General features: G+C 71.3%; 24 protein-coding genes. 16 read left to right on the forward strand and 8 right to left on the reverse strand.

Annotation, left to right across the window (positions count from 1 at the left end; all coding sequences use genetic code 11):
* Positions 1–41: 41 nt before the first annotated feature.
* From ISG29_RS12630 to ISG29_RS12640, 3 genes are read left to right on the forward strand one after another with little or no spacing between them, the layout of a single operon-like run.
* Positions 42–1,202, forward strand: coding sequence for a right-handed parallel beta-helix repeat-containing protein (locus tag ISG29_RS12630; RefSeq protein ID WP_194503808.1), 1,161 nt, complete (start codon positions 42–44; stop codon positions 1,200–1,202).
* Positions 1,199–2,680 (forward strand): O-antigen polymerase, encoded by a 1,482-nt coding sequence (locus ISG29_RS12635; RefSeq protein WP_194503809.1) that lies wholly within the window; start codon positions 1,199–1,201, stop codon positions 2,678–2,680. The genes ISG29_RS12630 and ISG29_RS12635 overlap by 4 nt, the downstream gene beginning before the upstream one ends.
* Positions 2,681–2,729: 49 nt before the next feature.
* Entirely contained in the window at positions 2,730–3,854 is a 1,125-nt protein-coding gene (locus tag ISG29_RS12640) for an acyltransferase family protein (RefSeq protein WP_194503810.1), read from the forward strand.
* Positions 3,855–3,864: 10 nt separating this feature from the next.
* On the opposite strand, the gene ISG29_RS12645 is transcribed toward ISG29_RS12640, so the two are convergent.
* Complete coding sequence (locus ISG29_RS12645; RefSeq protein ID WP_194503811.1) at positions 3,865–5,223, reverse strand: polysaccharide biosynthesis tyrosine autokinase; 1,359 nt, start codon at positions 5,221–5,223, stop codon at positions 3,865–3,867.
* Between the two features lie 303 nt (positions 5,224–5,526).
* On the opposite strand from ISG29_RS12645, the gene ISG29_RS12650 reads away from it, so the two are divergent.
* The 10 genes from ISG29_RS12650 (at position 5,527) to ISG29_RS12695 (ending at position 14,611) form a co-directional block, all read left to right on the forward strand.
* Complete coding sequence (locus tag ISG29_RS12650; protein ID WP_194503812.1) at positions 5,527–6,984, forward strand: hypothetical protein; 1,458 nt, start codon at positions 5,527–5,529, stop codon at positions 6,982–6,984.
* A gap of 1 nt (position 6,985) precedes the next feature.
* Positions 6,986–7,609: a sugar transferase gene (locus ISG29_RS12655; protein WP_194503813.1), complete on the forward strand. Its 624-nt coding sequence runs from the start codon at positions 6,986–6,988 to the stop codon at positions 7,607–7,609.
* Positions 7,610–7,666: 57 nt separating this feature from the next.
* On the forward strand, positions 7,667–8,185 hold the full coding sequence (locus tag ISG29_RS12660; protein WP_207793094.1) for a nitroreductase family protein: 519 nt from the start codon (positions 7,667–7,669) through the stop codon (positions 8,183–8,185).
* Between the two features lie 235 nt (positions 8,186–8,420).
* Positions 8,421–9,440, forward strand: a complete 1,020-nt coding sequence (locus ISG29_RS12665; RefSeq protein WP_194503814.1) for a GDP-mannose 4,6-dehydratase — start codon at positions 8,421–8,423, stop codon at positions 9,438–9,440.
* Between the two features lie 151 nt (positions 9,441–9,591).
* Entirely contained in the window at positions 9,592–11,226 is a 1,635-nt protein-coding gene (locus tag ISG29_RS21675; protein ID WP_194503815.1) for a FlgD immunoglobulin-like domain containing protein, read from the forward strand.
* A gap of 101 nt (positions 11,227–11,327) precedes the next feature.
* Positions 11,328–11,918 carry a DUF6318 family protein gene (locus tag ISG29_RS12675; RefSeq protein WP_194503816.1) on the forward strand — a complete coding sequence of 197 codons (591 nt, stop codon included), beginning with the start codon at positions 11,328–11,330 and terminating at the stop codon, positions 11,916–11,918.
* Positions 11,919–12,352: 434 nt separating this feature from the next.
* A complete protein-coding gene (locus ISG29_RS12680; protein WP_194503817.1) occupies positions 12,353–12,772 on the forward strand; it encodes a hypothetical protein in 420 nt (139 codons plus the stop codon).
* A gap of 91 nt (positions 12,773–12,863) precedes the next feature.
* Entirely contained in the window at positions 12,864–13,424 is a 561-nt protein-coding gene (locus ISG29_RS12685; RefSeq protein ID WP_194503818.1) for a DUF6318 family protein, read from the forward strand.
* A gap of 356 nt (positions 13,425–13,780) precedes the next feature.
* Positions 13,781–14,290 (forward strand): hypothetical protein, encoded by a 510-nt coding sequence (locus ISG29_RS12690; RefSeq protein ID WP_194503819.1) that lies wholly within the window; start codon positions 13,781–13,783, stop codon positions 14,288–14,290.
* Positions 14,291–14,473: 183 nt separating this feature from the next.
* Positions 14,474–14,611 (forward strand): hypothetical protein, encoded by a 138-nt coding sequence (locus ISG29_RS12695; RefSeq protein WP_194503820.1) that lies wholly within the window; start codon positions 14,474–14,476, stop codon positions 14,609–14,611.
* A 21-nt stretch (positions 14,612–14,632) separates the two neighbouring features.
* On the opposite strand, the gene ISG29_RS12700 is transcribed toward ISG29_RS12695, so the two are convergent.
* Positions 14,633–14,896 carry a MoaD/ThiS family protein gene (locus ISG29_RS12700; protein WP_194503821.1) on the reverse strand — a complete coding sequence of 88 codons (264 nt, stop codon included), beginning with the start codon at positions 14,894–14,896 and terminating at the stop codon, positions 14,633–14,635.
* Positions 14,897–15,044: 148 nt separating this feature from the next.
* Between ISG29_RS12700 and ISG29_RS12705 the strand changes: the two genes are divergently transcribed.
* A complete protein-coding gene (locus ISG29_RS12705; protein WP_235959672.1) occupies positions 15,045–15,791 on the forward strand; it encodes a response regulator transcription factor in 747 nt (248 codons plus the stop codon).
* A gap of 57 nt (positions 15,792–15,848) precedes the next feature.
* Here the strand turns inward: ISG29_RS12705 and ISG29_RS12710 are convergent, their stop codons facing one another.
* Positions 15,849–17,942 (reverse strand): acyltransferase family protein, encoded by a 2,094-nt coding sequence (locus ISG29_RS12710; RefSeq protein ID WP_194503822.1) that lies wholly within the window; start codon positions 17,940–17,942, stop codon positions 15,849–15,851.
* Positions 17,943–18,051: 109 nt separating this feature from the next.
* On the opposite strand from ISG29_RS12710, the gene mshD reads away from it, so the two are divergent.
* Complete coding sequence (gene mshD, locus ISG29_RS12715; protein WP_194503823.1) at positions 18,052–18,945, forward strand: mycothiol synthase; 894 nt, start codon at positions 18,052–18,054, stop codon at positions 18,943–18,945.
* 174 nt (positions 18,946–19,119) lie between these two features.
* On the opposite strand, the gene ISG29_RS12720 is transcribed toward mshD, so the two are convergent.
* From ISG29_RS12720 to ISG29_RS12740, 5 genes are read right to left on the reverse strand one after another with little or no spacing between them, the layout of a single operon-like run.
* Positions 19,120–19,284 (reverse strand): hypothetical protein, encoded by a 165-nt coding sequence (locus tag ISG29_RS12720; protein WP_194503824.1) that lies wholly within the window; start codon positions 19,282–19,284, stop codon positions 19,120–19,122.
* 36 nt (positions 19,285–19,320) lie between these two features.
* Positions 19,321–20,286, reverse strand: coding sequence for a CAF17-like 4Fe-4S cluster assembly/insertion protein YgfZ (ygfZ, locus tag ISG29_RS12725; RefSeq protein WP_194503825.1), 966 nt, complete (start codon positions 20,284–20,286; stop codon positions 19,321–19,323).
* Positions 20,283–20,702 carry a Fur family transcriptional regulator gene (locus tag ISG29_RS12730; protein WP_194503826.1) on the reverse strand — a complete coding sequence of 140 codons (420 nt, stop codon included), beginning with the start codon at positions 20,700–20,702 and terminating at the stop codon, positions 20,283–20,285. The genes ygfZ and ISG29_RS12730 overlap by 4 nt, the downstream gene beginning before the upstream one ends.
* 22 nt (positions 20,703–20,724) lie before the next feature.
* Positions 20,725–21,219 carry an FABP family protein gene (locus ISG29_RS12735; protein WP_194503827.1) on the reverse strand — a complete coding sequence of 165 codons (495 nt, stop codon included), beginning with the start codon at positions 21,217–21,219 and terminating at the stop codon, positions 20,725–20,727.
* Between the two features lie 53 nt (positions 21,220–21,272).
* The gene (locus ISG29_RS12740; protein ID WP_194503828.1) at positions 21,273–23,498 is read right to left on the reverse strand and encodes an acyltransferase family protein; all 2,226 of its coding nucleotides are present in this window, start codon (positions 23,496–23,498) and stop codon (positions 21,273–21,275) included.
* A gap of 83 nt (positions 23,499–23,581) precedes the next feature.
* On the opposite strand from ISG29_RS12740, the gene ISG29_RS12745 reads away from it, so the two are divergent.
* Positions 23,582–23,956 carry a DsrE family protein gene (locus tag ISG29_RS12745; RefSeq protein ID WP_194503829.1) on the forward strand — a complete coding sequence of 125 codons (375 nt, stop codon included), beginning with the start codon at positions 23,582–23,584 and terminating at the stop codon, positions 23,954–23,956.
* Positions 23,957–23,973: the final 17 nt, after the last annotated feature.

Here is a 23,973-nt window from a genome sequence, read left to right on the forward strand (position 1 = left end):
GTCGCCCCCGCGGCCGGTCCATGGGGAGTGGAGAACACCGAATGCCTACCAACGGCCTGCGCCCGGCCTCCGGCCGCCGCATCATCAGCATCCTCAGTGGGCTCGCCGTCGCCGGCACCGCACTGACCGCCCTGGGCGTCGCGCCAGCCCAGGCGCGCGACACCTCGCCGGTGCGGGTGACCGACACAGGCGCGGTGCCCGACGATGGAGGCGACGACCTCGCCGCGTTCCGCAAGGCGGTCTCGCTCGCCCAGCAGCAGGGCCGCGACGTGTACGTGCCCGCCGGCGAGTACGACCTCTCCGGCGTCCTCGTGCTCAACGGGGTGCGCATGGGCGGCGCCGGGAGCTCCTCGACCCGGCTGGTGTCGACCGACCCCGACAACAGCGCCATCGGACTCACCGGCGACAAGCCGGTGCTGGCCTACCTGACCCACGTGGTGGCCGGGGCCGAGGGTCGCTCGAACAAGCTCGGTGCCCAGAACATCGTCGTCAAGGACGCCACCTCGTTCGGCGTCGTGAACGTGCGCGCCTCCGGTGCGCGCGGTGCCGGCATCCTGGTCCGCAACGCCGACCAGGGCCTGATCACCGGGTCGACGATCGTCGACCCGCTCGCCGACGGAATCCACCTCACCTCGGGCACCACCGGCGTCTACGTGTCGACCAACACCGTGCGCCGCACCGGCGACGACGGCATCGCCGTCGTCTCCTACCTGCGCGACGACGCGCCGTCGTCCGACATCACCATCACCGGGAACTCGGTGACCGACGGCGCGACCCGCGGCATCTCGGTCGTCGGCGGCAACCGCGTCGCGATCCTCACCAACACCGTGCAGCGCAGCGGTAGCGCCGGGGTCTACATCGCCTCCGAGGGCGAGTGGGCCACCCAGGGCGTCTCCGACGTACGCGTCGCCGGCAACACCATGCAGGCCTCGCCGGTGAACACCCGCACCGGCCACGCCTCGATGCTGGTCTACTCCTCGGCCCAGCCGGTCGACAACGTGTGGTTCCAGGGCAACCAGGTCATCGACAGCCCGACGTACGCGTTCGGCTCCTGGACGCGCAAGACCCTCGGCGTCTCCAGCGGCTCGATCGGCCATCTGGTCTACGGCGCCAACGTCGTGGTGAACGCCGCCTGGGCACCGCTGCGCCTGATGGCCGGCGACATCGAGATCCGCGACAACAACGAGGGCTTCGGGGAGTGAGCACCGCCACGGTCCCGGTACCGGCCGAGGCCGTGGCGTCCGCCGACGAGCGCCCGGACGAGACCCGCGGCGGGTCGTCCGCGTCGTCGCTGTTCGTGGTCGGCCTGCTGGTCGGCACCCTCGCGGTGCTGCCGCTGGTGCCGTGGTACCGCGGCATGGACCCGACGATGGTGCTGCTCTCGGTGGTGCACATCGCCGCGTGCAGCATCGGCGCCACCGTGGCGGTGTTCCGCCGGCTGCGCCCGTGCCTGCTGGTCGCCAGCGTGTTCCCGTACTGCTGGCTGGCGATCCCCGCGGTGTACCAGATCTCCCACGTGCAGGCGGCATGGAACGACCCCGGCGTCACCCTCGACGTCAGCGCCACCATGCGGGCCCAGGGGATCATCGCCCTCGGGCAGGTGGCGATCGTGGCCGCCTACGGCCTGGTGTCGCTCCGGCGCTCCGCGCCTCCCGCCGCCTGGGTCGTCGGCCGAACCGGGCGGATCTGGCTGGCCGTGATCGCGGCCGGCATGCTGCTGTGCGCATTGCTGCTGGTGCCGTTCGTCATCTCGGCCGCCGGCGGCGTCGGGGCGCTGTTCTCCTCACGCCAGGGCTTCAACCAAGCGTTGGCCGACAACGGCTACACCGACAACACCTCGCCTCTCGCCGCCCTCACCAAACTGGTGCCCGGGGCGTTCGCCACGGTCGCCACCCTGCTGGCCCTCTACCTGGTCCGGGGCAGGGCATCACTGCCCCCCGCCAGCCGTCGCGTCAGCATCGCCTTGTGCCTGGTCGGCATCGGGACACTGTGCATCGTCGCCAACCCGTTCGCCTTCAGTCGCTTCATCTTCCTGACCTGCTTCGGCCCGGTGGCGATGATGCTGATGCGCCCCCAACGGCAGCGCGCCGCGGTGGCGTGGCTGGTGGGCTGCGTCTTCGCGTTCCTGCTCGCCTACCCCGCCGCAGACCTGCTCCGCGGCTCCGAGAGCACCTCCGGCGACCAGATCACGGCCTCCCTGCTCGCCGGCAAGGACTACGACGGATTCCAGCAGGCGATCAACACCGTCAGCTACGTCGACGAGGAGGGCATCTCCTGGGGATCCCACGTCGTCTCGGGCCTGCTCTTCTTCGTGCCGCGCAGCAACTGGTCGGCCAAGGCCGAGCCGTCGTCCATCACGGTGGCGCAGGATCGCGGCTACTCCTTCACGAACCTCTCCATGCCGATACCGGCCGAGGCCTACCTCGACGGCGGCTGGCCGGGCGTCGCGCTGCTCATGGGCGCCCTGGGCGCCCTCTTCGGCCTGCTCGACCGCGCCTGGGCGGCCGGCACCCGGTGGTCCCTGGTGGCGGCCTACATGACCATGGCCCAGGTCGGTCTGTGGCGCGGCCCCTTCGGCTCCACCATGCCCGTGTTCGGTTTCGCGGTCGGGCTCCTGGTGCTGTCGCTCGTCCTCGCCGCCCGGCCCTCGCGGCGCATCGAGACCACGACCGGCGGCTGATCCGGTGCCAGCTCCACCGCCGGAACCCCCGGACACCGCGCACGGCGCCGTGACCCGCAGCGAGGCTCCCCCGGCGTCCGAGGCGGGGCCGGTCGTCACCACGCAGGGGCGGCTGGCCGTCATCGACCTGATGCGCGCCGTCGCCGTGAGCGTGGTCGTGCTCATGCACTCCGGCCTCACGTTCTTGCCGGGCGACGGCGGCGTGGTGCTGTTCTTCGTCGTCAGCGGCTACATCATCACGGCGCTGCTCATCCGGGAGCGGCAGCGCACGCACCGCTTCGACATCGTGCGCTTCTACCGGAGGCGGGTCCTCAAGCTCGGGCCGCCGCTGCTCGTGACGGTCGTGGTGCCCTCGCTCGTCTACGCGACCGTCCGACCGCTGGACCTCTCGGCCCTCGCCGCCCAGATCGGCTTCACCTACAACTGGTCCGAGGTCGCCGACCCGGGCGTCACCGACCGGATCCTGCCCGGCAGCGAGGTCGTGTGGAGCCTGGCGATCGAAGAGCAGTTCTACATCGGTTTTGCCCTGCTGTGGGCGGCGCTGCTGGTGCTCGGGCGGTGGCGCCCGGCTCTTCTCACCATCGCCCTCGGCGTCGCCGCGGCCTCCCTCGCCACCCGCGTGGCGCTGCTCGCCACCGACCCCGTGGGCGGCCTGCCCCACGCCACACGAGGCACCGACGGCCGCGTGGAGGCCATCGCCCTCGGCGTGGCGGTGGCGGTTCTGCTGGCCAACGATCGGCCATCGCCCCTGGCGCTGAGAGCCCGTCGCCTCGGCGGGCACGATACGACGCTGGTGTGCGCCGTCGTGCTCTTCCTCGCGGCGTCGCTGCTGTTTCGCGGCGGCTGGGTCGAGCCAGCCTTCCGCCCCACCGCACAGGCGCTCGCCGCCGCCGGGCTGATCGGCTGGGCGCTGCTACCCGGCGAGGGCGTGCTGCGCTCGGCGGTCTCCCGCATCGCCGTCAGCCGACCGGCGCAGGCCGTGGGCCTGGGCAGCTACAGCATCTACCTGGCGCACTACCCCGTCGTGAAGGGCGTCGACGCGCTGCTCGGCGCAGGCGTGCCCGACGTCGTCGTCCTGCTGCTGAACGTCGGGCTCGGCATGGCCGCCGGACTGCTGGTGTACCGGCTCGTCGAGGTGCCCACGATGGGCTGGCGCGACCGCCGCCGCTGGTGAGCCCGCCCCGTTACCGCCGGGACTTGCCCGACTGCTTGTAGCTGTACTGGTAGTAGGCGTTGGAGTCCATGGTCACCCGGTTCAGCACGACGCCGGCGATCCGGGCGTCGACCGCGCGCAGGCCGAGCAGCGCCCGGCGCAGCTCCGGCGCCTTGGTGCGGTTGGCACGTGCGACCACGATGACCGCGTCGGCAGCCGTCGCGACCACGGCCGCGTCGGTCACCGCGACCAGCGGAGGCGTGTCGACGATGACCGAGTCGTACTCCTCCAGCAGCGACTCGACGAGGCCGCGGAACATCTGCGACTCCAACAGCTCGCTGGGGTTCGGCGGGATCGGCCCGCTCGCCACCACGTCGAAGCCGTGCGCGTGCTGCATGACGTCGGCCAACGTCGCCTTGCCGGTGACGATCGAGGTGACACCCACGTCGGGCACCAGGCCGAGTAGCTTGGCCACGCTCGGACGACGCAGGTCGGCGTCGACGAGGATCGTGTGGCGTCCGCTCTGGGCCAGCGAGGCAGCCAGGTTGGCCGCGGTGACGGTCTTGCCATCACCCTGCAGCGCGCTGGTGACGAGCAGCGAGCGCGGCGGATCATCGGGTGAGAGGTAGCTGATGTTGGTGCGCAGCTTGCGGTAGGACTCCGACCACACCGGGCTGGCGGCCCCCTGCTGGATCACCGGCGTCTCGTTGATGTCCGGGTTGACCGGCACCGACGCCAGCGTCGTCAGGCCGGTGGCGGACTCGACGTCGGCGTCGTCCTTGATCGTCGTGTCGAGGGAGTCGCGCAGCAGGGCCAGGCCGAGGCCGAGCGCCAGGCCGAGCAGGAGACCGGCGGAGAGATTCAAGACGGGCACGGGCGAGCGCGGCGAGGTGGGCGGCACGGCCTCGCGCGTCAGCGAGACCCGCACCGGGGAGGCGTCGCTGGACTTGATGCGGTCGAGATCCTCCACGACCGTGATGAGGTTCTTCGAGACGTCGTTGGCGATCTTGGCGGCCAGCCCCGGGTTCTCGTCGTCGGCGTAGACCTCGATCAGCACCGTGTTCGGGGGCACCTGGGCCGAGACCCGGCCGGCCAGCTCCTCGGGCGACTCGTCCAGCTCGAGGTCGTCGATGACCGGCTGGAGCACGAGCGGACTGCTCACGAGGTCGGGGTAGGACTTCACGCGGTTGGCGGCGAACAGGTTGCCCTGGCTCAGCGAGAGGGCGGTGTCGTCGGACGAGGTGTTCGCGAAGGCCACGAAGAGCTGCGCGGTGGCGCGGTACGTGGGGGTCATCTGGGTCGTCAGCAGCCCGGCTGCGGCGACGCCGAGGACCACCATGGCGACCAGGATGCGCCAGCGTCGGCGCAGGATCGTGAGGAACTCGACCATGGGAGGCGGAAGCTCTTTTCAGGGGCGGGAGCGGACCGGCGCGAAGGCGATCCGGCGGGGGCCAGGCCACCCTAGGCGAGAAGGGCTCGACCGCAGGCCCGAATGCACGGACAGCTCCCCTGCGTCCAGCGTTCGCGCAAGGTCCGACGCGATCTGTCGCTCCGGTCTGGACCGCACGCCGTTCACCCGTAACCCACCAGTAGTTCCACCGTTCGACACCGTGAATCTCCCGACCCGCACCCCAGCGTGTCGTCCCCCCGGCGCGGGCCCCACACTCCCGCGTCCCCCACCGTGAGGGACACGATGACCACTCCCCTGCACTTCACGACCGACCAGGACGCCGCCACCAGCAGCGACCCCGCCCTGGTGATGCGCGCCCGCCTGGGCGATGCGCCGGCCATCGCCGAGCTGGAGCGTCGGCACGCCGAGCCCATGCGCCGCTTCCTCACCTCGGTCGGCCTCGTCGACACGGTGCGACCCGAGCTGCGGCTCGGCTCCCTCGAGGCCGAGAGCGGCCTGCCCGTGCGGGCGCAGTGGCTCGCGTCGTTCGCGCAGGCACCGGCCCGCGCCGAGGACGACGCCTTCTGGCTCGCCCGCTTCAACGAGCTCAGCACCTCGTGGCAGGTGGCGCTGTGGCACTCCGAGGTCGAGGGCGACTCCCAGGCCGACATCGCCCACCTGCTCGGCACCGGCGTCGCCGAGGCCGGCCTCACGGTGCGGATGGCGCGCAGCGGCCTGCTGAACCAGGCGGTCGAGTGGACTCCCGGAGGCGTGACCCAGCAGTGCATCGATCTCGCCGTCATGGTGCGGGGCGCGGCGTCCTCCGACCGCGAGATCCTGAACCTGGTCGGCACCCACGGCCGCCACTGCGACGAGTGCATGGTCATCGTGCGGCGGGCCATGACCTTCGCCACCGGGCTTCGCCTGGCGCTGCTCCGAGCCGTCGCGGGCGAGCTGGCGGGCGCCTACAGCGTCTTCCGACCCGTCGCCCGGCGCGCGGCCGCGCAGCGCGACGTGCCCGCCGCGGTCACGAAGGTCGCGCGGCCCACCCTCGTCAGCGCCGCCATGGTCGGCGCGGCCGCCATCGCCGTCGCGGCCATGACCCTCGGCCCCACCGTCGTGGGCCCGAACGGTCCCGTCAGCGTCCAGGCCGCCGAGGTGGTGCGGCCCGGCGCCCTGCTCCTCCCGGCGGCGGCCACGACCGACGCCGGCAACAACACCGAGCAGCTGCTCGACCAGGCACGAGCATCCATCGCCGCGTCGCGTGCTCGGGGCGCGGGCGCCGGAGACGGCTCGGGCGCGGGCGCCGACCACGGGGGCGCGGCGGGTCACGGCTCTGCCAGCACGGCGGGCACGGACCCGACCGGCACCACCGACCCGACCGGCACGACCGACCCGACCTCGCCCTCCGGCGGGACCGACCCCGGTGCCCCCTCCGGGCCCAGCACGCCGAGCACCCCCGACCCCAGCGGACCCTCCAACGGGGCCGGTGACACCGGCGGCAGCCAGGGCAACGGGCTCCCCGACGTGCAGGCCACGGCCGGCCCGGTCACGGTCGACACCGGCGGCGACGGACCGAGCGTCACGGTCGACAATCCGCTCGGCGGGGGCGACGTGACCGTGCCGCCAGTGCCCGGCGTCGGCGACGTGGTCGGCGGGGTCGGAGGCGCTGTGGGTGGCGCTGTGGGTGGCGCTGTGGGTGGCGCTGTGGGTGGCGGTATCGGCAGTGCTGTCGGCTCCCTGCCCGGGCTGGCTGACTGAGATGTCACCGGTCCTCCGCGCTCTCGGTTCCGGCCTCTACGGGGCACTCAACGCACTGGCGGCGCTGTCGCTCGTCGTCCTCGTCTCGCCGCTGCTGGCTGTGGTGGCCATAGCGGTGCGCCTCGGCGACGGCGGCCCCGTGTTCTTCCGCCAGCAACGCATCGGTCGCTACGGCGTGCCCTTCTCGGTCTACAAGTTCCGCACGATGCGTGTGGACGCCGAAGCCCAGCTCGCCGCCCTGGTCGCCGAGAGCGGGGGCTCGATGGGCGCGTTCGTCAAGCTCAAGAAGGATCCTCGCGTCACCCGCGTCGGGCAGATCCTGCGAGCGACCTCCCTCGACGAGCTCCCGCAGCTGTTCAACGTGGTGCAGCGGCACATGAACCTGGTGGGTCCGCGGCCCCAGGTGCAGGCCGAGGTCGACACCTACCTGGACCTGCACTACCGGCGCCTGCTCGTGCGGCCCGGCATCACCGGGCTGTGGCAGGTCAGCGGGCGCAACGACCTCTCGGTCGAGCAGTCCCTGCACCTCGACGACCACTACGTGCGCCGCTGGACGCCGATGCTCGACCTGGTCGTGCTCCTGCGCACCGTGCGAGTGGTGCTGGAGCGGCGCGGCGCCTACTGAGATCGAGTGGCCGGTGTGGCCCGACCACCGGTGCGGCCACCCGGCACACTGGGCCAGGTGGAGACCTCCTCAGCGGTGCGCCGCTCGCTCGCGCGTCGCGCCGTCCGAGTCTTCGGCGACCAGCCGGTGCAGCGCGAGGTCGTCACGAGCATCGTCGACGCGGCCCGATGGACGGGTTCTGCCCGCAACCGCCAGCCGTGGCGATTCGTGGCCGTCTACGACCCGCAGGTCAAGGCGGCGCTGGCCCGGCTCGGACAGTATGCGGCTCACCTCGCGGCCGCGCCGGTCGTGCTGGTCGTGCTGAGCCCCGCCGAGACGATGCTCGACACCGAGTTCGACGTCGGGCGGGTGGTGCAGTCGATCACCACCCTCGCCGCCGCGTCGGGGCTGGGCAGCTGCCCGGTGAGCCTCTACCCCGAGGCTTCGTCGCGTGCTGCCGCCGACCTCGTCGGCGGCGAACCCGACTGGACAGCGCGTCACGCCGTGGCCCTGGGCCACCCCGGCGAGCCGCCGCGCGGCGTCTCGGCGCTTCCTGCCGGTCGGCTGGCGACCACGCAGCTGCTGCGCTTCCGCTGAGCACAGCACCCCCGGCCAGAGGCCGACCACACACCCCCGCCGCCGGCGTGCGGTCACCGCGAGTGGTGTGCCCACGAAGCTCCTGCACGGTTCGTCTCGTCAGGGTGCGTGCATTCCCAGGCGGCGACGCGTTGGCGTACCGGGGTATTTCGAGTGTTGCCACTGCAGCGAGGCGCGTGTCCTGGCGGCGCCAACTGCTCGATGACTCCGGGAGCGCGCCACTAGGCTGCCGCCCATGCCCCGCACCGCGCTGATCACCGGCGTCGCCGGCCAGGACGGCGTGTACCTAGCGCGGCACCTGAAGGCGCTCGGCTACCACGTGGTCGGCACGCTGCGACCGGGTTCGCGCTGGGCGCCGACGACGCTCGGGCGCGCCTACGCCTACCTCGACGGCGTCCAGCTCGTCGACCTCGACCAGCGCGACCACGAGGGGTGGGCCGCGGTGCTGGCCGGGCTGCGGCCCGACGAGATCTACAACCTGGCCGGGTTCACCTCGGTCGGGGCGTCGTGGGGCGCGGCGCAGGTCGTGGCGGAGAGCAACGGCATGGCCGTGCTGCGCATGCTCGAGGAGCTGATCCGCTTCCGTGACCGGCACGGCTGGGCGCCGCGGTTCTTCCAGCCCTCCAGCTCGGAGATGTTCGGCGTCACCGACCAGCAGCCGCAGACCGAGAACACCCCGCACCATCCGCGCTCGCCCTACGCCGCGACCAAGTCGTTCGCCCACCACCTGGTGGTGAACTACCGCGAGTCCTACGGACTGTTCACCTCCACCGGCACGCTCTACAACCACGAGAGTCCGCTGCGGAGTCCGGAGTTCGTGACCCGCAAGATCTCCCGCGGCGTCGCCGAGATCGCGCTCGGACGACGCAGCACGATCACGCTGGGCAACCTCGACGTCCGCCGCGACTGGGGGTTCGCGGGCGACTACGCCCGCGCCATGCACCTGACCCTCCAACGCGACGAGCCGGCCGACTTCATCATCGCCACCGGAGTGTGCCGCGCCCTCTCCGACGTGCTCGCCCTCGCCTTCGAGGCGGCCGGCATCGCCGACGTGGAGTCCCACCTGGGCCAGGATCCGGCGCTGATGCGGCCGGCCGATGTCGCGCAACTCGTCGGCGACCCGACCAAGGCGCGCGAGGAGCTCGGGTGGGAGCCGACCGTCTCCTTCGAGCGGGTGATGCAGCACATGGTCGAGGTCGACATGCGCCGCGTGAGCGACGGCGTGGAGGACTCCGCCGGCTTCCTTCACCCATAAGGGTTTTCCTCATGAAACTTGGGTGAGATCGGTCGTCCCAAGTGTCACTTCTACCCCAGGAGTCACAGGCTCCGAGCGTTTGTCCAGACTGGTGCCGACTCGTTGTCGAAAGGTCTGCCGTTCCCGCCTCGGAGTGCTTAACCTTCTCCTCGTGTCTCTCCCCCGCCGCACGCGCGCTCGGCTGTTCGCCGGCGCCCTGGTCGCCGGCCTGACCCTCAGCCAAGGCTTCGCCGTGGCCCACGGTGAGGACGTCGCCCCCACGGACTCCCCCACCACCACCGAGCCCGCCGTCAGCCCGGCCGTCGATGCCACCGACGCCGCGTCCGACGTCGCCTCGGACGCTTCCTCGGACGCCGCGACGGCCACGGCCGAGTCCAGCGGCACGCCGACCAGGCCGGCCGCAGCGTCTTCGTCGTCCTCGGCTGCCGCGAGCGACGCACCGGCCACGCCGACCCAGGCTCCACGTGAGACCAGCGCACCCGCAGACCCCACCAGCACCGCGCCGACGTCGTCTGCCTCGACGCCCGCCGGCGTCATGACGGTCACCTCGCCGGTGCTCGACAGCACCACCGACGGCGACTTCGCCGGCCCGGTCGAGCTCTCCGGCGTCACCGCCGGCCACTACGACATCGCGATCACCCGCGACCTCGGCTGCGTCGCCCTGCCCGGCACCTCGCCGTGCGAGACCACCGCCTCGGTCGACGTGCCCGCGGGCACGGACTCCGTCGAGGTTCCGCTGGCCACGGGACTCGGGCGCGACGGTGCCTACACCGTGAGCGTCACGGGAGCGGCCAGCACGACGTCCCACTTCACGATCGCCGGCGCCACGAACGACGACCTCGGCTGGGTGAGCGTCGACTCGCCGAGCGAGGGGGCGTTCGTGCCGACGGGCACTGCCACCGTGCCGGTGACGATCGGGTTCAACGACCTGCCCAGCACCGCTCCCCAGACCTTCACGCTCGAGACGACGCTGCCCTCGCGCAAGGTCGTGCGCAGCACCGTGACGCCGTCCGAGCCGCAGGTCGACCTGCCGAGCAGGCGCGGCCCCTATCACCTGCGGGTGCTCGACTCCGACGGCGTGCTCTACGCCGTCTCCTCGTTCGTGGTGAGCGACCAGCCGCTGATGTCGGGCCTGGTCAGCACCACCGGCCCGGCGTTCTACCCGCTCGTGCACGACGGTTACCTCGACGCCGTCCGACTGCGCGCTTACCTCAACGCCCCCGCCGCGCTGGGCTGGGTCGTGTACGACCACAGCGGCCAGCCGGTGCGCGTGGAGCGCGCCGGTGACGTGTCGTCGTCGGCCCGCCAGTTCGTGCGCTGGAACGGACGCCTGGCCACCGGCAAGATGGCGGCCCCCGGCCGCTACACGCTCTCGGTGACCGCGACCGGTACCGACGGACGCCAAGACACCCGCACCGTGCCCGTGCGGGTGCGGACGGGCCACCGGACCGTGACCCGGCACATCGAGGTGCAGGGCTCGGCCCCCGACACGCGCGCCAACCATGGCTGCTCGGTCTCCAAGCAGGGTGGACTCGGCCTCGTCGTCGACTGCACCCAGCCCGACACCTCGGCCTGCTTCACCTACGACGTGAAGCTGCCCGCCGGCGCGACCGCCGGCCGCGTGCTGCGCTCGCGCTGGCGCTGGGACTCCACCTGGCGGGGCATGGACGAGATGTGGACCCAGAAGTCCGCGCGCCGCGCCACCTACGCGGTGTGCGTGGATGGTCCGGGCAAGTACTCCATCGACTACCTGCGGTGGCAGTACACCCTGCGCAAGCAGGTCTGAGGGCTCTTCCCGCGCGGCCTGGCGCTGGTTCTCCACAGGCTGCGCGGTTGACGGTGGCGCGATCGGGGTAGGCCTTCCTACGGTTGGACGTGCGCCCACCCGTGGGCGCGACCATCTCGGGAAGGCCTCACATGCTCCGCACTCGACGACTCGCGACCCCACTCGCAGCCGCCCTGCTCATCGCCGCGTTGGGTGCCTGCGGGGGTGATCCGGAACCGAAGTTCGAGCCCACCGAGTCCACCAGCCCCACCCCCTCGGACGACACCACCACCGACGCCGCGGACGTCAAGGAGCCGTGGGAGAGCCGTAAACCGTCGGGGGCACTCGCCTTCGCCAAGCACTGGACACAGAGTTTTTCCGAGGCGTTTCAGACTGGGGACGCCAGCGACTTCAAGGCACTTGGATCGCCCAAGTGCTCAACCTGCAAGACCTACCTCAACATCATCGATGATGCATACAGCGATGGCGGAAAGATCACGGGTAAGGCCTGGCATCTATCTGATTTGTCCTTCGGCGCCGTTCCCGACACGAACCTCAAGGTTGTCGTCGCCGGCTCCATGAAGACGAGCAAGCAGGTAACGCGCCACCCAGACGGCGAGTCGACCACCTTCCCAGCGGAAACCTTTCGAGTCACCTTCAACCTCGAGTGGAAGGACGGCGCTTGGATCACCAACGAGGTGACGCGGCAATGAGGCGACTCGCAACCTTCGTGGTGTGCGCGACTGCAACGTTCGCGATCTCACCATCTGCTTCATCCGACCCACAGCCACCGCCCCCGACGGCAGCGGCAGGGCACAATGACCAGGGGTTTGGCGTCAGCATGCACCAGGCGGACAACCCAACCACCCCGCCTCCCGACGGCGTTCAGAGCGACGCAGCAGGCGACCCCTTAACGGGAACCACAACGATTCACATGTGTGCCGGGGGTGCGGAGCAGATCGACACGTGGGCTATGCACGGATGCACCGGTCCGCAAGTGTGCTCTAACGGCACTGAGATCACGACCACCGTCGCAACGTACGAGTCGGGCGCAGAATCGACGAGCCAAACGGTATGCGATCCCCAGAGCGGGAACGCGGAAGCACCCACCGTCACCCCCGCGCTCGTGGCCCGCGCGTTCAAACGCGTGCCCCTGCCCACACCCGAACTCATCGTTCAACCGCCGAACGGCCGGACCCTGGTCAACATCGACACGATCTTCCGCACCGAGGCCGCACCGTTCCGCCGCACCGTCACGCTCCTCGGCCACCGCGTGACCTTCGACATCAAGGCCCAGGAGTTCCGCTGGACCCTCGGCGATGGGCACACCATGACCACCACCGAACCCGGCGTCGCCTATGCCGAGCAGACCCCGAGATCCCAGTACGTCGCCTACCGCTACACCACTGCCGGCAAGGTCCACCTCGGGCTGACCACCGTGTGGGGTGCCGACTGGAGCCTCGACGGCGGACCCTTCCAACCCGTGCCCGGCACCGTCCAGATGGACGCCCCGACCCAACCCCTCGAGATCCTCGAAGCACGACCCCAACTCGTCAGCTACCACTAGGCCCACGGGCGCCACGGTCGCGGATCGAGTCCACCAAGCGAACCGAATCCACGACCCGCCCCCGTAACGAACAACCTCGGGAAGGCCTCACATGCTCCGCACTCGACGACTCGCGACCCCACTCGCAGCCGCCCTGCTCATCGCCGCGCTGGGCGCCTGCGGGGGTGATCCGGAACCGAAGTTCGAGCCCACCGAGTCCACCAGCCCCACCCCCTCGGACGACACCACCACCGACGCCGCGGACGTCAAGGAGCCGTGGGAGAAGAAGACACCGCAGGGGGCCATGGCTTTTACACAACACTGGGTCGATGAGTTCAATCAAGCATCGAGAACCGGCAAGACCGGGGATCTCAAGCAACTGAACGATGCCGCTTGCACCTCTTGCAAGACGCTCACCGACATCATCGACGGCGTCTACGGCCAGGGCGGCAACGTTAAGAGCGATCCTTGGCAGTTCACCGATAGCAGCGTTGGGGTCATTGATCGGTCAGGCCCGCGTCTTTCGGTCACCGGAACCATGACTATCCCGAAGCAACGAGTTGACGACGGGCTCGGCGAGACCAAGACCTTTGCTGCAGCCAAGCGGACCTACTACTTCGACGTCGCCTGGGAGCGGGGCTCCTGGACCGTCCTGGAGGTGTCCAAGAAGTGAAGTACTTTGGGTTGCTGCTGACACTTGCCCTTCTCCTGCGTCCCACGGTCGCCTCGGCAGACCCGCCCGACCCCTCTGGCGGCCCGTCACCTGTGACTCCGGTCGTGCACGCAGGGACCGCCGGATACGACGCCGGCGTCAAGGACGCAGGATCACCACCAACTCAAGACGGGGAGATCCACAACTCTGGATCCGTCGCCACGTCTGATCCGATTGTTTCCGTGTCGAGCACGACCCAATGCCTTGACGCCGCCAGTGTCGAGAGTCTCGCGGCCCTGCACGGGTGCACAACGCTTGCTACCTGTGCCGACGGCACCACGATGACGGTGACGGTCGGCATGTTCGCTAGTGGCGCGATGGCTGTGATCGGCGATTCATGTCCAACAAGCGGCAGCGCACAAGCACCCGCCGTCACGCCCGCGCTCGTGGCCCGCGCCTTCAAACGCGTACCCCTGCCCACACCGGAGCTCATCGTTCAACCGCCGAACGGCCGGACCCTGGTCAACATCGACACGATCTTCCGCACCGAGGCCGCACCGTTCCGCCGCACCGTCACGCTCCTCGGCCACCGCGTGACCTTCGACATCAAGGCCCAGGAGTTCCGCTGGACCCTCGGTGATGGGCACACCATGACCACCACCGAACCCGGCGTCGCCTATGCCGAGCAGACCCCGAGATCCCAGTACGTCGCCTACCGCTACACCGCTGCCGGCGAGGTCCACCTCGGGCTCACCGCCGTGTGGGGTGCCGACTGGAGCCTCGACGGCGGACCCTTTCAACCCGTGCCCGGCACCGTCCAGATGGACGCCCCGACCCAACCCCTCGAGATCCTCGAAGCACGACCCCAACTCGTCAGCTACCACTAGGCCCACGGGCGCCACGGTCGCGATCTCGGGTCACCGGGTGGCCCGGGATCGCGACCGTGGCCGCCTCCGTCGCCATGCTGCCCGGTCGGTCTAGACCAGGTGGGCACCGCTCATGTTTCGGCATTGAAAGCAACCAACGCGGGGTAACACTGGGTTTACAGGTTCACAAGGAGGTGGGCTCCCATGGAGATCGTGATCGGCGTCGTCGCCGTCAGTTGGTTGGCAGTCTCGGTTCCCCTGGCCATCGCCTTCGGTCGCGCGTTCCGCGACGGTGGCGAGTCCCCCGCACCCGTGGAGTCCCCCGAGGCCACCGCGGCCTGATCTCGACGCCGGACCGACCGGTCAGCCACCGGCGAACGGCGGCAGGAACTCCACGGTCGAGCCGGGTTCGACCATGACCCGCGCCGGGTCGCCGCTGCCCACCGGCTCCTCGCCGATCAGGCAGGAGCACACCGCCAGCACGCGCTCGAGCCCTCCCTGAGGGTGCAGGCCCACCGCTCGCGCGCGCACCTCGGCGAGCGACAGTGCGCCGTCCACCGGCAGGTCGTCGTGATCGACACCGGCCGCGTGCTTGGCACCGGCCCAGTACCGCACCGTGATGATCATCGCCACACCTTCCAGATGATCTCTGTCTCACTCACGCCGATGCCCTCCACTGTGTCCGGCCGGTTTCGGTACCATCACCAACAATCGCCCGGAGCTCAACGTCGTGTTTCGGTCCTCAGTGCAGTCATCCCTATCGAGGAATCCCGCCATGAGTGACCTTCTGCTTCTCACCAACGCCCTCCAGCCGTCGGCGGAGGTGATCCCCGGGCTCGCACTGCTGGGCCACCAGGTGAAGATCCTGCCAGCCGAGGGCAGCGCTCTCCTCGAAGCCCCCGACAGCGACCTGCTGCTCGTCGACGGCCGCCAAGACCTCGCCCACGCCCGCGACCTCTGCCGACTGATCCGCACGACCGGCACCGAGGTGCCGATCCTCCTCATCACCACCGAGGGGGGCCTCGCCGTCGTCGCCCACGACTGGGGCATGGACGACGTCGTGCTGCACACCTGCGGTCCCGCCGAGCTCGAGGCGCGCATCAAGCTCGCCATCGGCCGACTGACCGCACGCCGCGAGGCCGACGACCCCGAGGCGCACGTGATCCGCTCCGGCGACGTCGTCGTCGACGACGCCACCTACACCGCCAAGATCGGACGCCGCCCGCTCGACCTCACCTTCAAGGAGTTCGAGCTGCTCAAGTTCCTCGCGCAGCACCCGGGCCGGGTGTTCACCCGCCAGCAGTTGCTCCAGGAGGTCTGGGGCTACGACTACTTCGGCGGCACCCGCACCGTCGACGTGCACGTGCGGCGGCTGCGCGCCAAGCTCGGCCCCGAGAACGAGACGCTCATCGGCACCGTGCGCAACGTCGGCTACCGGTTCGTCGTGCCGGCCAAGGAGTCTGCGGCCGAGGCCGACTCGCGCGCCACCGAGAAGGCCGAGCGCGCCTCCCTCCACCGCTGAGACTCGACCCCGGTAACTCGACCCCGGTAACTCGACCCCCAGACTCAACCCCCAGACTCAACCCCTGAGGTCGCGCACCCACGGCTCGAACAGCCCCGCCATCGAACGGCTGCGCGTGGCCGAGGGGTGGTCGTCGTCGAAGTAGTTGACGACGCCGCCGGACGACGCCCGGCACGACTGGTCGTCGCACAGAGCGGGCGCGGGGTCGACCAGGGTCGCGCCGGTGGCGCCGACCAGGTTCTCGACCATGCTCAGGGCCGGGGCGTCGTACCGGGTCTCGGCCGCGCGCGTGACGTCGCACGAGCCGGGCACCCAGGGGAGCCCGACGCACTGCGGCACCAGCCGACGCATCTCAGGGATCGGCGCCACGACGGCCACCCGGGCTCCGTCGCCTTGCATCGTCTCGACCGCGCGGGTCAGCTCGTCGGGCAGCACCCCACGCGCCCAGCCCCACAGCTCCAGCCGCGAGGAGTCCCGCTCAGCGACCGACAGCGGGTGTTCCCCGAGCTGCTCTGTCCACCGCCCGGCCACGACCACCCCCACGGGACGTCGCGCCGCGGTGTCGTCGACGAGGTCGAGCACCCGGCGGTTCAGGGCGAGGCACCGACCGTGTCGCGCACGGTCCTGGGCCAGGGACTCGGCGGTGAGGTCGATGCGGCGCACGCCGGGTGGGCAATCCGGCTCGGAGAGGTCGACCAAGCCGACCCCCGTGCCGCGCAGCGCCTGCTCCAGCGCGGGCAGCATCGACCAGGCGTGGGAGTCGCCGGTGACGAACACGACCGGTGAATCGGCGGTGGCGGGCGTGAGCAGACGACAGGCGCGGCCGTCGGTGCCCATCGGGTCGGCCGCAGTCTGACCGCACGACGCGGGCAGCTGCGGGTAGTCGGCCTCCGCCGTCGCCACGCTGGCCCAGTAGCCCGGCTGCGGGGCGTAACGCGCCTGCGCCGACACCAGTCCGGCGACCAGGGCCACGACGGCCACGCTGACCAACGCCCCCACCAGCGAGCGACGCGTCGTCAGGCGGCCCGTGAAGCGCCCGCGGCGCACCGGCGTCTCGACGTAGCGCAGGCTCAGGGAGGCGAGCCCCAACCCCACCAGCACCGCTCCGACGCGCACCCACCACGGGTCGGTGCCCAGCCACCACAGCGAGGCGAGCACCAGGAGCGGCCAGTGCCAGAGGTACCAGCCGTACGACACCCGCCCCAGCGCCACGGCGGGCCGGCTGCACAGCAGGCGACGCACCAACGCGCCGACCCCGCCGACTCCACCGACCCCGCCTGCCCCACCGGCCGTGCCGGTGATGACCGCGAGCGCGAACGCCACCGGGAGCAGCCCCCACGCCCCGGGCACCCCCTGCGCCGGGAGCGGCCGCACCACCAGCAGCACCAAGAGCGGCACCGACGCGAGGGCCAGCACGTCGCGCAGCCGACGCGGCAGCACACCCGGGTCCGGCAGCAGCAGCGCCAGCGTCGCACCGGCGCCGATCTCGTAGAAGCGAGAGGGCAGCAGATAGAAGCCGGCCTGGTCGTAGTGGCGACTCAGCCACACGGCGACGACCACGCTCAGCACCGAGCAGACCGGCACCAGCACGGCCAGCGAGCGGGCCGTGCTCCACCCCGGGCGCAGACGCGCGAGCACCGCGGCCACGAGCACGAGCAGCGGCAGCCCGAGGTAGAACTGCTCCTCGACCCCGAGCGACCAGGTGTGCAGCAACAGCTCGGAGCCGTCGCCCTCGGGAGAGAAGTAGCTGACCGGCGCGACCGCCCAGAAGTACACGTTGCTCAGTGACCCGGACGCCGCCACGGCCGACATCGCGACCCGGCCGCGCGCGCCGTCGGGGTCGACCACCAGCACCGAGGCGAGCAGCACGAACACGTAGACCAACACCGCCGCCGGCAGCAGTCGACGGGCCCGACGGGCGTAGAACGCCGCCCATCGCACACGACCGCCGCCGCCCAGCTCGGCGCGCACCAATCCGACGATGAGGAAGCCCGAGAGCGTGAAGAACACGTCGACGCCGACGAAGCCGCCGCGAGTGCCGGGCAGGTCGAGGTGGAAGGCGACCACGAGCAGGATCGCGACGGCGCGCAGGCCATCGAGCTCGGGCCGATAGCGCAGCCGCGAGCCTCCGCCCCCCGCGGTCGCCCCCATGTTCGGCCACAGTAGGCGACAGCGCCGACAGCCCGAAAGGGCCCAACCGCCGTGTGCACCAGTTGTCACCGACCTGTGTGCCCGCCGCGGCGCGCGCCACACTGTGCCCATGCCCCACCCCGACCTCGACCCGATCACCCGCACCGCCGACCTCGCCACCGAGTCCGACGGCGCCGCTCCCCTCGACGAGGCCGCGCTCATCGCCCTGCGCCGTCACCCCGAGCGGGTGACCGCGTCGGTCGACGACGCCGGGTTCGCGCTGCTCGTGCGCCCGAACGACACCGCCGACGGCACCGCCACACCCCAGCTGGCGGCCGCCGTGGTGCCCGACGCGCGGCGCCGCGGCGTCGGCGCTCGCCTGGTCGCCGATCTGCTCGACCGCGTCGACGACACGACACCGCTCCAGGCCTGGTCGCACGCCGACCACCCGGCCGCCGCCCGGCTCGCCGAGCGCCACGGCTTCGCCCGGGTGCGCGAGCTCTGGCTGATGCGGCGGCCCACCGCCCACCCCCTGCCGGCCCTCGACCTGCCCGACGACGTCCGGATCAGGGGCTACCGGCCCGACGACGAGCAGGCCCTGCTCACCGTCAACGCGGCCGCGTTCGCCCACCACCCCGAGCAGGGCGGCATGGATGCTGTCGACCTCGCCGACCGCATGGCCGAGCCATGGTTCGACCCCACCGGCCTGCTCATCGCCGAGGACGCCGGCAGCGGTGCGCTGCTGGGCTTCCACTGGACCAAGCAGCACGACGCAGCCACCGGCGAGGTGTACGTGGTGGGGGTCTCGCCTCAGACCCAGGGGCGCGGCCTGGGCCGGCGTCTCACTCTCGCCGGGCTGCACCATCTCGCGGGGCGCGGCGCGACCGAGGTGATCCTCTACGTCGAGTCCGACAACGGGCCCGCCATCACCGTCTACCGCGATCGCCTCGGCTTCACCCTCGCCCCCAGCGACGTGCACGTGATGTACGAGCGCGGCCCCTCACGTGAAGGGCGCGTTACCTGAGGAGGTCTCAGGTAACTGTTGCCGACCTGTGGGCCAGACCATATTGAGACCTCACCCCAATGGGGGAAGACTGGGCCGAGGTCGTGCTCTCGGGCTGTGTGCGACCTGGAATCGGGGAGGTGACCCAATGCTGCGCAGGTTCCGCCGTAAGGTCCGCTGCCGGATGCGACACGGTCAGAACTGTCCGCACGTCGCGTCGTACCACGGGTAGCGACCGAAGAGGACCACGACGCCGGGTGTGCGGCCCGGCGTCCCCAGCCACACGACGCCACTGCGCGACGTGAGGAACGCGACGGCCCCCGGGGCGGCTTGAGACTCCCTCCCGGGGGCCGCCGCCATGTCTGCCGAGTGAGTCTGGCGAGGGTGTCGCGAGGCTCAGCGGAGTCGGGGACGCACGTGCAGACCGACCTCGGGGTCGACCAGGACCTCCTGCGCGGCAGGCATCGACTCGCCGTCACCGGTGACCTCGAGCGTGACGTCGAGGGGCACGTTGCGCTTGACCAGGCCGAGCGCGATGGGGCCGAGCTCGTGGTGGCGGGCCGAGGAGCCGACGAAGCCCACCTGCTTCGACGAGGGGCCCGCACCCATCAGCAGGGGCGTGCCCGGGGTGGGCAGCCGGTTCTCGGTGCCGTCGAGGTGCAGCAGCGTGAGCCGGCGTGGCGGCCGACCCAGCGTGTGCACGCGCGCCACCGTCTCCTGCCCGCGATAGCAGCCCTTCTCGAGGTGCACCGCGGGGCCGATCCAGCCCACCTCGTTCGGGATCGTGCGCTCGTCGGTGTCGAGCCCCAGCCGAGGCTCACCGCGGGCGATGCGCAGCGCCTCGAAGGCCCACATCCCGCAGGCGGGCCCGGCCGCGGCGGCGTAGGCCTCGAGCTCCCCACGGGGGATCAGCTCCCAGCGGGGTCCGGTGGACGTCGCCCGCCAGGTCGCGGCCAACTCGCCGGTGACGTCGGCGAGCTCCACGCGCGTCATGAACACCATGCGCTCCAGCCACCCCAGCAGCGCCGCCCCCGCGCCCGGCTCGGTGTGGGCGGTGAACGCGGTGCCGTCGTCGACGCCGGTGAAGGCGTGCTCGACGTGGCCCTGCGGGCTGAGGACGAGCGCGGAGGTCCACACGCCGGGCTCGAGGCCCTCGAAGTACTGGGTGGTGAGCGAGTGCAGCCAGGTGAGCCGGTCGGGTCCGCTGACGCGGATCACGTCGCGGTGCGAGTGGTCGACGAAGCCCTCGCCGGAGACCAGGGTGCGCTGCTCGGCGTTGAACGAGCCGTAGTGCGCGGCCACCGGTGCGTCGAGGCCGTTGCCGGCCACCGCGCCGGGCAGCGTGAGCAGGGGGCTGGTCATGAAGGATCCTCCGAACAGTCGTGGCAGTGGCCGAACACGGTGAGGTGCCCGACGTCCGCGGTGAAGCCCTGCTCGGCGAGCACGGCCACGAACGCCTGCGCCTCACCTGCGTCAACAGAGCGGACCCGCTGACACTTCCGGCACACGAGGTGGAAGTGCTCGTGGTCGGTCACCGAGTGGTAGGTGGGGGCTCGGTCGGAGAGGTGCGTGTGCCGCACCAGGCCGAGCTGTTCGAGCACCTCGAGGGTGCGGTAGACCGTCGAGGCGTTCACGGCGGACGACGCCTGCCGCACCTCGGCCAGGATCTCCTCGGGGGTGGCATGGCCGAGCCGGTCGACCGCGCGCAGGATCAACTCGCGCTGGGGCGTGAGCCGATACCCGCTGTTGCGCAGCCGGTCGGCCAGGTCGTCACTCATGCGTGGCATCCACGGGCGCGACTCACGACCGCTGCAGCCGGGCCCACAGGTGGGGCTGGAGCTCCTGGCCCACCGCGGCCATGTCGTAGGCGTAGAGTAGGTCGCCCTCGACGTTGCCGTAGAGCCGGTGCCCGCCGGTGACCTCCTTGGCGCTCTCGGTGAAGCTCACGCCGGCGGTGTGCAGCTCGACCTTGCCGTCCTCGGCCTGGCCGTACCAGGTCTCGGAGACACCGCTGGTGTGCACGAGCAGCATCTCGACCTTGCCCGGCTCGGGGCAGCGGAGGAAGCCGGTCTCCTGCGCGGCGTCGCGCACGAATCCACCGTTCTCGTCGATGATCCAGGAACGGGCGAAGTAGTGGAAGAACGGGCGGCCATCCTGCTGCACCACGACCTCCTGGCCGTAGCTGAACGGCTCGATGGTCGGGTAGTCGCCGTGGCCGTTGCCGTGCCAGGTGCCCAGCATCCAGGCCAGCGGGCCACAGTTCGCGTGCAGGTTGCTCGGGAGCTCGAAGGGCATGGGGCCAGCCTAGGCTCCGCCGCCGGAAGGGCCGAACGCGTCGTTGCCTGCAACTATCCGCCGGCACTCGCCCGGCCCGGCCAGCGGCCGTCGGTGGCCTGGTCGACCGCCTCGCTCAGCAGCGGGGCGAGCTGTTGGCCGAACTGCACCGTGAGGTGGGTGCCGTCGTAGGTCACCGGGGTGTCGCCGACGAATCCGGGGCAGGAGTCGTCGACGCAGAACCAGGCCAGCGTGTCGAGATAGGTCACGCCGGCGGCCTGCGCGGCGGCGAGCTCGCCGTTCTTGTGATCCTCGTAGAGCTGATCGGGGCTGCGGGCGCACTGGAGCGGGCCGCCCACGCGGCTCACGCACTCGCGCAGATCCGCGATCGGCGGGGGCGCACCGAGCACCATCACCTCGATGCCGTCGGGAACCTGCGCCAGGAAGCGGCCCAGCGCATCGCGCGCCACCGACTCCTGGGTGCCACCGATCTCGGATCGCTGCGAGTTCAAAGACTGCTGGCTGGCGTCGGCGACGATGAGCAGGTCGGGCGGCATCCGGCGCAGGTAGGACTCCACGACCTGGTGGAACGCCGCGCACGCGGGGTAGGCGCTGCCGTCCTCCTCGATGTACGACGACAGCACCCACGGGCTGCACTGCGGCAGGGTCAGCTGCTGCACGGCCCAACCGGCGGGCACGAACGCCTTGCGCACGGTGGGCATCCACGACCCGGCGACCGAGTCGCCGAACACCGCCACGGTGCGCCGTGCGGTCGGCTTGCCGAAGCGGCACGAGGAGAGGTTGCCGGGGTCGGTCTCCCCGCACCCGTACTTCGCCTGCTGCTCCTCCCACGTGGTGTCGGCGATCGACTCGAGCGACGGGTCGAAGGTCGGGAACGCGGTGCGGTCGAGCGCCGCCCGCAGCGCGGCGGGTTGACCGGTGCCCTGCACGAGGTCGGTGGCGGCCACCGGCGTACCCGGCCCCTGCATCTGGCCCACCACGATCGCGCCCAGCGCGACCACGCCGGCCACGCCGGCCCAGCCCCACCGCGGGCTCGGACGCCAGGCCAGCCCGCCCACGGGTCGTCGTCCGGGACGCCGCGAGGTCGGTCGGCGCCGACCCCGCGGCGCCCTCTTCGCCGTCGGCTTCTTGACGGGCACGGACGGGGCGGCGGCGGCTCGGCGGGCGCGCTCGGTGCGCAGCATCAGCCACGGGGCGCGCCGCATGGGTCGTTCGACCAGCTCGTAGCCGACCACCGTGAGCAGCACGGACGTCGACAGCGCTGCGACGTAGTAGGCGGGCGAGTCGGTGGCGAAGAACGGCACGAGCAGCACCTGGACCGGCAGGTGCCAGAGGTAGAGCGAGTAGGACCGGTCGCCGAACCACACCATCACCGGGTTGTGCAGCACCCAGCTCCACGCGGTATCGCCGTCGAGGCCGCTGATCACGGCGGCGCTCGTGATCGCGACCGGCACCAGCCCCCACGGCGCCGGGAACGGCATCGAGGGTTCGAGGGTGAAGATCGTGACCACGAAGACGACGAGGAACACCCACGTGCTGATCTGACGGTAGAGCAGCGGGATGCGGACGAGCCGGGGTGCGGCCACGGCGAGCAGCCCGCCGGCGCCGAACTCCCAGGCGCGGTCGAACGTGGAGAAGTAGGCCACGGTCGGCTGACTCGCGGAGTGCCACAGCGAGTAACCGAAGCTGAGCACCGTGACCAGTCCGAGCACCAGGTAGGCCAGGGTCTCCGGCCGCGCCCCGCGCTTGCGTGCCACCACCGCGGCCACGAGCACGAGCAGCGGCCACGCGAGGTAGAACTGCTCCTCGACCGACAGCGACCAGTAGTGCAGCAGCGGCGAGGCCGCCTGCTGGCTGAAGTAGTCGGTGCCCTCGGCGGCGAAGTGCCAGTTCGCACCGAAGATCGCGGCCCACAGCGCGTCGACCGCGACGTCGTTGCCGCGGCTGGTCGAGAACACCGCGTAGGTGGCCAGGGTCGTGACCGCGAGCACCAGGAGGGCCATCGGCATCAGCCGGCGAGCGCGAGCGAGGTAGAAGACGGCGAAGAACCGCGCGCCGTGGCGGGGCAGCTGCACCAACAGGATGCTGGTGATCAGGTAGCCCGAGAGCACGAAGAAGAGGTCGAGGGCCGCAAAGACGCCGTGCGGCCAGAGGAAGAGGTGGCCGAGCACGACGCACAGCACGCCGACGCCGCGAACCCCCTGCAGGTCGACCCGCTGCCCGCTGTAGAGCTGACCGGGGCGCGGGGTGCTGGAGCCCTCCCACGCGCTGGTCGACATCGCACGGTCCCTTCCTCGGCGCTTCGCCGTCATGGCGCGCGAGGATGTCTGGTGCCCCCACGCCGGCCCTTACGGTAACGGCCATGGTGAAGAAACTGGTCATCAAGGCCACGACGGCGCAGAGCGACCCGGAGCGCACCAACCAGGCGTTCACCGTGGCCGCAGCAGCCGCCGCGGCCGGCGCCGACGTCACGCTCTGGCTCACCGGTGACGCCGCCTGGTACGCCGCGCCGGAGCGTCCCGAGGGCTGCGGCCCCGACCTCGGACTCCCCCACGCCACCCCCATCGCCGACCTGCTCGCCGCCGTGCTGACGGCCGGCACCGTCGTGGTCTGCACCCAGTGCGCCGCCCGTCGCGGTCTCACCGAGGCCGACCTCGTCGACGGCGCCACCATCGCCGGCGCCGCCGTCTTCGCCGAGCAGGTGCTCGCCGACGACGTCCAGGCGTTGGTGTATTGAGGGGCGGCGCCGGGGCG

It is taken from the genome of Nocardioides acrostichi (assembly GCF_015319165.1).
Lineage (GTDB): Bacteria > Actinomycetota > Actinomycetes > Propionibacteriales > Nocardioidaceae > Nocardioides > Nocardioides acrostichi.